Below are 6,646 nucleotides of genomic sequence, written 5' to 3' on the forward strand. Positions count from 1 at the left end.
CAGGGTTTTGACATCACTGTTAGTGGTTGGCCGTATGGCTAATTGAGAATGGTGCAAGATCTCAGTTTTAACCGACTTTAGCTATGAGACGGGGATTAAAATCCCCGGCGGATCTGTGGATTAGCCCGATCGATTCGATCGCACAGTCTTCTTTGAGGCAAGGCTTTAAACCCCTGCCCGACTTGATATTACTAATCGCAAATTACTAACTATGCTCGATCTAAATCCTGTTAAGAAACTGCACCGAATTAAAGGAAATGAACCGCTGCTGCTGAATGACCCGCATCAGGTATGGATTGTTCGATCGGGCGCGATCGCAGTCTTTGCAGCCCAGATACAAAGTGAGAAGCCTGCGGGCAACCGCCATTATCTGTTCGGCGTCGGTGCAGGCGAGGCTTTGTTCGGCGCTGCTACCCCCCCCAACCAGGGCGGACACGGGGGCACCGCCCCTACAAGGGGGGGAGAAAATTTAAAAGCTGGCTGGGGACTTCTGGCGATCGCGATCGCCGAAACGGAACTGGAACCGATCGCGATCGCAGATTGTGCCGCTTTAGTTGCTGCTGGTGACAGCAAAATGCGATCGCTTGTGGAACGGTGGATACAGCGTTTGGGAGAACGGGCGATTCCCTACGGCATAGATCCGCTTCACGCCCCCGATGACAAAGTTGCCCCAGAAACTGCGGTTGTAGCAGCGTCGCAGCAGATATCGCTGCAAAAAGGTCAAATGCTGCGATCGCCCCCGGTAACAGTTGTCTGGGTGCGCGTCTCGTCCGGCGATGCGAGTGTCGGGGAATTGCAGTTAAATTCCGCTTCCCCAGCGTTTCCTTTGGCTGGGAATATGCTGCTGGTGGCATCCGGGGAAGTTGAGGTGCAAATTTTCTCAACAGCAGAGGTGGAAAATGCCGACTGGCTGCCCGCGAGTTTAGCTTTGCTGCACGAGTATTTTTGCTGCTGCTTGAACTTGCTGGTTTGCCAGCAAAAAGCAGAGGAATTTCGGCGCTTTCAGGAACGCGAACAGCTAAACCGCCAAGTAACTCAGACAGCTTTGGGAGATTTAACCGAGGTTTTGCATCCCCGGAAAACAGCTTTGTCTGAGGAAGGAACGCCGCTGTTAATCGCTGCTGGGGCAGTAGGTAAGGCACAAGGTATAACAGTCAATCCGCCGGCGGGTTCCGAAGATTTGGGTCGAGTTAAAGATCCGATGGAGGCGATCGCCCGATCGTCCCAATTTCGCACCCGCCGCGTGCTCCTCGCTGGAGATTGGTGGCGGCAGAACTGCGGCCCGCTGTTGGCTTATACAAAGTCCGACAATCGACCTGTAGCTTTGTTGCCCGGTAAGGGATCTCGCTATACTTTGTTCGATCCGATCGATCGCACTCGCAAACGGGTAACTAAAGCAGTAGCCCAAGAGTTGTCGTCAGAAACTCAAATGTTTTATCGGCCCCTGCCGCTATTAGTTCGCAACGCTGCGGAACTGTTTCGCTTCGGGACGAAGGGCTACGAAAAAGACACGATCGCTGCTTTCGGGCTGGGGATATTGGGAACGCTGTTGGGGATGGTGACGCCGCAAGCTACCTCGATTTTGGTCAATGATGCTATTCCTGACAGCGATCGTTTGTTACTGTGGCAGTTAGGGCTGGTATTGTTAGTTGCGGCGATCGGACGGGCTGTATTTAGCATCGCCCAAACAATTCTGACGCTGCGGATAGAAAATGCTGCCAGCGGCACTCTTCAGCCGGCAGTTTGGGATCGATTGCTGAGATTAAAACTGGCATTTTTTCGCAGCTATTCTTCTGGCGACTTGCTGACTCGCTTATTAGCAGTTAATCAAATTCGCGCCCAACTCAGCGGCGCGACGCAGCGGACACTTTTGAGCGCGATATTTTCCCTGCTGAATTTGGGGCTGATGTTTGTTTACAGCCTGCCGCTGGCTGTAGTCGGAATTGGTTTAACTTTGCTCGCGGTTATAGTAACAGTCACATCGAGCTTGCTCTTAATCCCAAAAGAGCGGAAAATGGAAACAGGAGAAGGCGACATTAACGGGCTGACAGTAGAACTGATTAACGGAGTATCAAAGCTGCGGGTAGCGGCCGCCGAAGGGCGAGCCTTTGCAGCTTGGGCGAAAAAATACAGCCAACAAATTAAACTAAGAACTGGCATTAAACGAATTGACGACAGCGTTTCTGTATTTAACGAAGCGCTGCCGTTAGTCAGTTCTATTTTGATGTTTTGGTTTGCAATTGTGTTTATGCAAACTTCTCAAACAGAAGGTGGCGGACTGAATATGGGAACCTTTCTTGCTTTTAATTCCGCCTTCGGCACCTTTCTTTCTGGCGTCACAGATTTGAGCAATACCCTAACGGATATTTTAGGAATTGTACCGCTGTGGGAGCGAGCCAAACCGATCGTCCAGGGCATCCCGGAATCTGACCCGACAAAAGCCGATCCCGGCCGCTTGAAAGGTCAAATTACGATCGATCGCGCAACTTTCCGCTACCGCGATGACGGGCCCCCAATTTTAGATGATGTCAGCATCAATATTCAACCGGGGGAATTTATCGCGATCGTCGGGCCGTCGGGGAGCGGTAAATCAACATTATTTCGGCTCTTATTGGGATTTGAAATAGCACAAAGCGGCACTGTTTATTACGACAATCAAGATTTAGCAGGCCTCGACGTTCAAGCTGTGCGGCGGCAGTTAGGAGTAGTGCTGCAAAACGGCAGAATTAATGCTGGTTCGATGTTTGACAATATTACTTGCGGGGCGATGGTAACGCAGGAGGAAGCTTGGGAAGCCGCGCAAATGGCCGGTTTAGCAGCCGATATCGAACAAATGCCGATGGGAATGCACACGGTTGTCAGCGAGGGCGGCACGAATCTTTCGGGAGGACAGCGGCAGAGATTGTTAATTGCCCGCGCAATGGTTGTCAAACCAAAGGTTATCCTGATGGATGAAGCTACGAGTGCTTTGGACAACCGCACGCAGGCGATCGTTACTGAGAGTTTGGATAAGTTGAATGTGACGCGAGTTGTCATCGCCCACCGCCTGAGTACGATTCGCAATGCCGATCGCATTTATGTAATTGAGGCAGGCCGTTTGGTAGAATTTGGTTCGTTTGAGGAATTGGTAAAACAGGGAGGATTATTTGCTCGATTAGTGGCGAGGCAGATAAAGTAGAGATTCAAGGTAAAACAATTTTCAAGAACGGGCAAAATGCCCCTTCCACAAAGAGTAAATTTCTTGTGGATCGGGCATCTTACCCATTCATAAAAGCATTATTAAAAATGATGCAATATTTCAGTTTTATCCGTTACACCCCGTACATTGTTCGTTGGTGAAATGGTTATTTTTTTGTTAGCAAATCAGGCAACCACAACAAAATTAGCAATAGCAAGCAGAGGATAACTAAGCCTACGCTAAATATTGTAGTGTTACCGCGATCGGGGGCTTGCTGCATGAGGTATACGGGCTGCATAGCATTCATATTTTCTGTAGATGGGGATTGCTATAGTTGTCATTTTTCGACGGAAAAGCAATCGCATACTCTGCGATTGCTTTGCAAATTTTAGCCTTATCGAGCGCGTGGCTTTTGGCAATTATTAGTCGCTCAGTTCCGATTGCCAAATGCGCGCGACGCTTCTTCAATTAATTGCATGGGCAGACCACGACCAAAAATGTTGGGCCTTGGACCGCTGGCTGTGATAACAGGGATACCCGCAGCCCGAGCTCGATCGGCCATATCGGAACGGCCGCCCGCGATCGCATCTAATTCCAATTGATCCAATTCTCGATCGGTTGAATTTTCCAATTCTGATGCTGCGATTTGGGATGACTCGGACGGTAATTCTTGCGAAAATCGATTGTTGGTTTCCATCAGATGTTTCCTCCTTTAAGTTGTGTTAGGAACTCAAAAAATCAAACACATTCATAGGGATTGTCAAGCGCGGTATAAATGGGAGTTGTTGGCTGGTTGTGATAACAGGGATACCGGCAGCCCGCTCTCGATCGGCCCCATCGGAACAGCCGCCTGCGATCGCATCTAATTCCAATTCGTCCAATTCTTGATTAGTTGAGTTGTCTGTTACGGATGCTGCGATTGCGAACGACTCGGACGGTACTTCTTGCAAAGATTGATTGTTGCTTTCCATCAGATGTTTTCTCCTGACATAATTAGTGAAATTTGCTTCCAAAAGCGATTGAAGCAACTCCTAGCAAAGTTGCCTGCTATCCAACCTTTTTACCCACTACTGCCTCATAATTTATCGGAGAGAAACGGGGGATATTATGCCAATCTTGAAACATAAAACCCCTACCGCCTGCGATCGCATCTAATTCCGTATCGTTCAATTCTTCAGCAACAGAATTGGCTGGCGACGGTTGCTGTTGTACGGCAGAATCTCGATCGACTTGTTGGGAAAAATGATTAGTGCTGTCCATTGGATTTCTCCTTTTGATTTCGGTGTTGGATTCAACAAAAGATTACCTATGCTCCAGGAGTAAGGAGACCGGCGACACCCCCAGCAACAGCTCCTTCTACCATTTTCTCGCCTATCTCATCGAATTTTCCTGTGAAAATAGCGCTGAAAAATCCACCTATAGCACCTGCCGCTGCTCCTATAGCACCCCCGACAGGTCCAGCGCCAGCAACAGCTTCCAATTCACTGTCAGACAACTCGCCTGAAGTATCTGACTGACTCTGATGCTGGGCAGTCATCGACTCCAGCCACTCAGAAACCTCTGTTGAGGAGAAACTGTAGCTTTTTTCTTGGCCCAGGGCTACCGCTTTATTCACTAAGCTTTCCCGATCCGTTACCGATCGGAACTGTAGCTGGAGTTCTGGATCTTGCGATACTTTTTGAAAAAAATGATTCACGCTTTCAAATTCAAAAGACATGAGATTTGCTCCTGACTTAATTGTTAAGGAAGTAACTCCTTATTTGTTTTTTCCAGCTAAGCTAGTGCTGGTGTTTGCGTAAATTTAGTTTATGAAATTTTCCGGCTAAAGTAGCTAGCTTAAAGTTTAGTTTTTCTCCTAAAAAAATTAGCTAGCTTGAACTAACCTTTAGTTGAGTAGATTACCTGAACTTTTGGCTAGGTATCGATACGTGTGGCAGGCTTTGGATAGTAGTTTAAGGCGACACCTGAACAAAAGTACAGGTTGTCGATCCGACATAAGATTAGTTGCAAACCGATCGTTCGGTTAATTTAAAACTCAACTTAAAGAGAGTTTTTTTGGAGTATCTTTATAGGATAAAAGTTGTACATAGAAGAGATAATTTATTGAGGGAACAATAAAAATGAAAAAATCAGGGTTTTTATCTACGTCTCTAGCGTGTGTGGGACTGACTTTTGCATCTATGTTCAATTTTGTGCTAGCTGCACCTGTGCCAGATGGAGCAACTAAATGCAAAACACGGGAAAACGGAGCACAATATCGTTGTGCTAAGGATAACTATCAGGCTGATACACTTCAAATTATCAATGTAAGTGGTGAAAAAGTCTGGTTTGATGCTGATAAATGGGTAAGTTTCTGCGGTAGGTCGGGACACTTTTTGGGTAAAGACATAGTTGCTTTAGATCCAGGTAAATCAAAAGAAATTTCTTTTCCATCTGCTGCCAATGGAGAATGTAGAGAGATTTTCATTATGAATTGTAGGAAAGATAGTGCCACTGATAAGGCTATCGCTTGTCCTGAATCTCTCAAAATAGTCATCAAATAATTCTTCAAGTGCGATCGCCTAGCTTGTAGGGTGCGTTGCTAGCGATCGCCTAAAACAAACCCGTGGATTGAGACTTGCTTCAAAATAAGACAACCGAACTGCTATATGTAATGTTCAGCGTCGTTGCTAAAGTTCGATCGGCAATTGTGAAAGTCCTAACCCAAGAGTCGTATAAACAAAGGGCGATCGAGATGCAAGGGGCGATCGAGCGATCCTGCGGAGTCAAGCGCGCCGCTGACATTATCGAACAAGCTGTATTGGGTTGGAAGCCTGTCTTGGCTTCTAAAATCTAAAATCTCAGATGTGGAGTCAAATCTAAAATCTAAAATCTAAAATCCACTGATGGCTCACGCACCTCTGGTGTGAGGAGCAAATTTATGCTATGTTCTACTGCAAAGTTGACAGCGGTATGAATATGCTGACTCTTCCGGGCGTTGAAATCACAGAGCTCATCTACGAAAGCGCAAACTCCCTGGTTTACCGAGCATTCCGACAACCCGACAGTCTCCCCGTTGTCCTCAAAATCCTCAAAGAAAATTATCCCACGCCCCAAGAACTCGCCCGCTATCGCACAGAGTATAAAATTACACAATCTCTGAATCTGAGTGGCTGTATAAAAGCCTATGATTTGCAGCCATATCAAAACACGCTGGTGATGTTTGTGGAGGATTTTGGCGGCGAATCCTTGAAAATTTGGATGCAGCAGCAAAAATTTAGTATTGCAGAATTCTTGCGAATTGCGATCGCAACCATAGAAAGTTTACAACAAATTCACAGCGCCAACATCATTCACAAAGACATTAACCCTTCAAATATTGTCTTCAATCCAGCTAGCGGAGAACTCAAAATCATCGGTAGTGCTTTTATGTAAAGGATAGAGGATAATAGCACTACCCCAATCTTTTGAGGAGTCTCATGATGAAAC

Annotated in this window: 9 protein-coding genes; 4 read left to right on the forward strand and 5 right to left on the reverse strand. The window is 46.9% G+C overall.

Going from position 1 to position 6,646, the window contains the following annotated elements:
• The first annotated feature begins 211 nt into the window (after positions 1-211).
• Positions 212-3,178 carry an NHLP bacteriocin export ABC transporter permease/ATPase subunit gene (locus tag QUA53_RS28210; protein ID WP_333101074.1) on the forward strand — a complete coding sequence of 989 codons (2,967 nt, stop codon included), beginning with the start codon at positions 212-214 and terminating at the stop codon, positions 3,176-3,178.
• Positions 3,179-3,344: 166 nt separating this feature from the next.
• Here the strand turns inward: QUA53_RS28210 and QUA53_RS28215 are convergent, their stop codons facing one another.
• The 5 genes from QUA53_RS28215 to QUA53_RS28235 all read right to left on the reverse strand — a co-directional run bounded on the left by QUA53_RS28215 (position 3,345) and on the right by QUA53_RS28235 (position 4,895).
• Positions 3,345-3,485 (reverse strand): hypothetical protein, encoded by a 141-nt coding sequence (locus tag QUA53_RS28215; protein WP_333101075.1) that lies wholly within the window; start codon positions 3,483-3,485, stop codon positions 3,345-3,347.
• A 123-nt stretch (positions 3,486-3,608) separates the two neighbouring features.
• A complete protein-coding gene (locus QUA53_RS28220) occupies positions 3,609-3,875 on the reverse strand; it encodes a hypothetical protein (RefSeq protein ID WP_333101077.1) in 267 nt (88 codons plus the stop codon).
• Between the two features lie 25 nt (positions 3,876-3,900).
• Positions 3,901-4,149: a hypothetical protein gene (locus QUA53_RS28225; RefSeq protein ID WP_333101079.1), complete on the reverse strand. Its 249-nt coding sequence runs from the start codon at positions 4,147-4,149 to the stop codon at positions 3,901-3,903.
• Between the two features lie 76 nt (positions 4,150-4,225).
• Positions 4,226-4,438 (reverse strand): hypothetical protein, encoded by a 213-nt coding sequence (locus QUA53_RS28230; protein ID WP_333101080.1) that lies wholly within the window; start codon positions 4,436-4,438, stop codon positions 4,226-4,228.
• Positions 4,439-4,484: 46 nt separating this feature from the next.
• A complete protein-coding gene (locus QUA53_RS28235) occupies positions 4,485-4,895 on the reverse strand; it encodes a Nif11-like leader peptide family natural product precursor (protein ID WP_333101081.1) in 411 nt (136 codons plus the stop codon).
• Positions 4,896-5,298: 403 nt separating this feature from the next.
• Here QUA53_RS28235 and QUA53_RS28240 point away from each other — a divergent pair, with 403 nt between their 5' ends.
• From QUA53_RS28240 to QUA53_RS28250, 3 genes are all read left to right on the forward strand, one after another.
• The gene (locus QUA53_RS28240) at positions 5,299-5,721 is read left to right on the forward strand and encodes a hypothetical protein (protein WP_333101082.1); all 423 of its coding nucleotides are present in this window, start codon (positions 5,299-5,301) and stop codon (positions 5,719-5,721) included.
• Positions 5,722-5,795: 74 nt separating this feature from the next.
• Positions 5,796-6,014 carry a hypothetical protein gene (locus QUA53_RS28245; protein ID WP_333101085.1) on the forward strand — a complete coding sequence of 73 codons (219 nt, stop codon included), beginning with the start codon at positions 5,796-5,798 and terminating at the stop codon, positions 6,012-6,014.
• An 89-nt stretch (positions 6,015-6,103) separates the two neighbouring features.
• Positions 6,104-6,592 carry a protein kinase domain-containing protein gene (locus tag QUA53_RS28250; protein ID WP_333101087.1) on the forward strand — a complete coding sequence of 163 codons (489 nt, stop codon included), beginning with the start codon at positions 6,104-6,106 and terminating at the stop codon, positions 6,590-6,592.
• The last annotated feature ends 54 nt before the right edge of the window (positions 6,593-6,646 follow it).

Origin of the sequence: Microcoleus sp. Pol12B3 (assembly GCF_036701355.1) — a bacterium.
Lineage (GTDB): Bacteria > Cyanobacteriota > Cyanobacteriia > Cyanobacteriales > Microcoleaceae > Microcoleus.

Excerpts from the sequence above, each read along its gene's own strand:
- QUA53_RS28210 (WP_333101074.1), top strand. The coding sequence starts at position 212 with ATGCTCGATCTAAATCCTGTTAAGAAACTGCACCGAATTAAAGGAAAT.
- QUA53_RS28215 (WP_333101075.1), bottom strand. The coding sequence starts at position 3,485 with ATGAATGCTATGCAGCCCGTATACCTCATGCAGCAAGCCCCCGATCGC.
- QUA53_RS28220 (WP_333101077.1), bottom strand. The coding sequence starts at position 3,875 with ATGGAAACCAACAATCGATTTTCGCAAGAATTACCGTCCGAGTCATCC.
- QUA53_RS28225 (WP_333101079.1), bottom strand. The coding sequence starts at position 4,149 with ATGGAAAGCAACAATCAATCTTTGCAAGAAGTACCGTCCGAGTCGTTC.
- QUA53_RS28230 (WP_333101080.1), bottom strand. The coding sequence starts at position 4,438 with ATGGACAGCACTAATCATTTTTCCCAACAAGTCGATCGAGATTCTGCC.
- QUA53_RS28235 (WP_333101081.1), bottom strand. The coding sequence starts at position 4,895 with ATGTCTTTTGAATTTGAAAGCGTGAATCATTTTTTTCAAAAAGTATCG.
- QUA53_RS28240 (WP_333101082.1), top strand. The coding sequence starts at position 5,299 with ATGAAAAAATCAGGGTTTTTATCTACGTCTCTAGCGTGTGTGGGACTG.
- QUA53_RS28250 (WP_333101087.1), top strand. The coding sequence starts at position 6,104 with ATGTTCTACTGCAAAGTTGACAGCGGTATGAATATGCTGACTCTTCCG.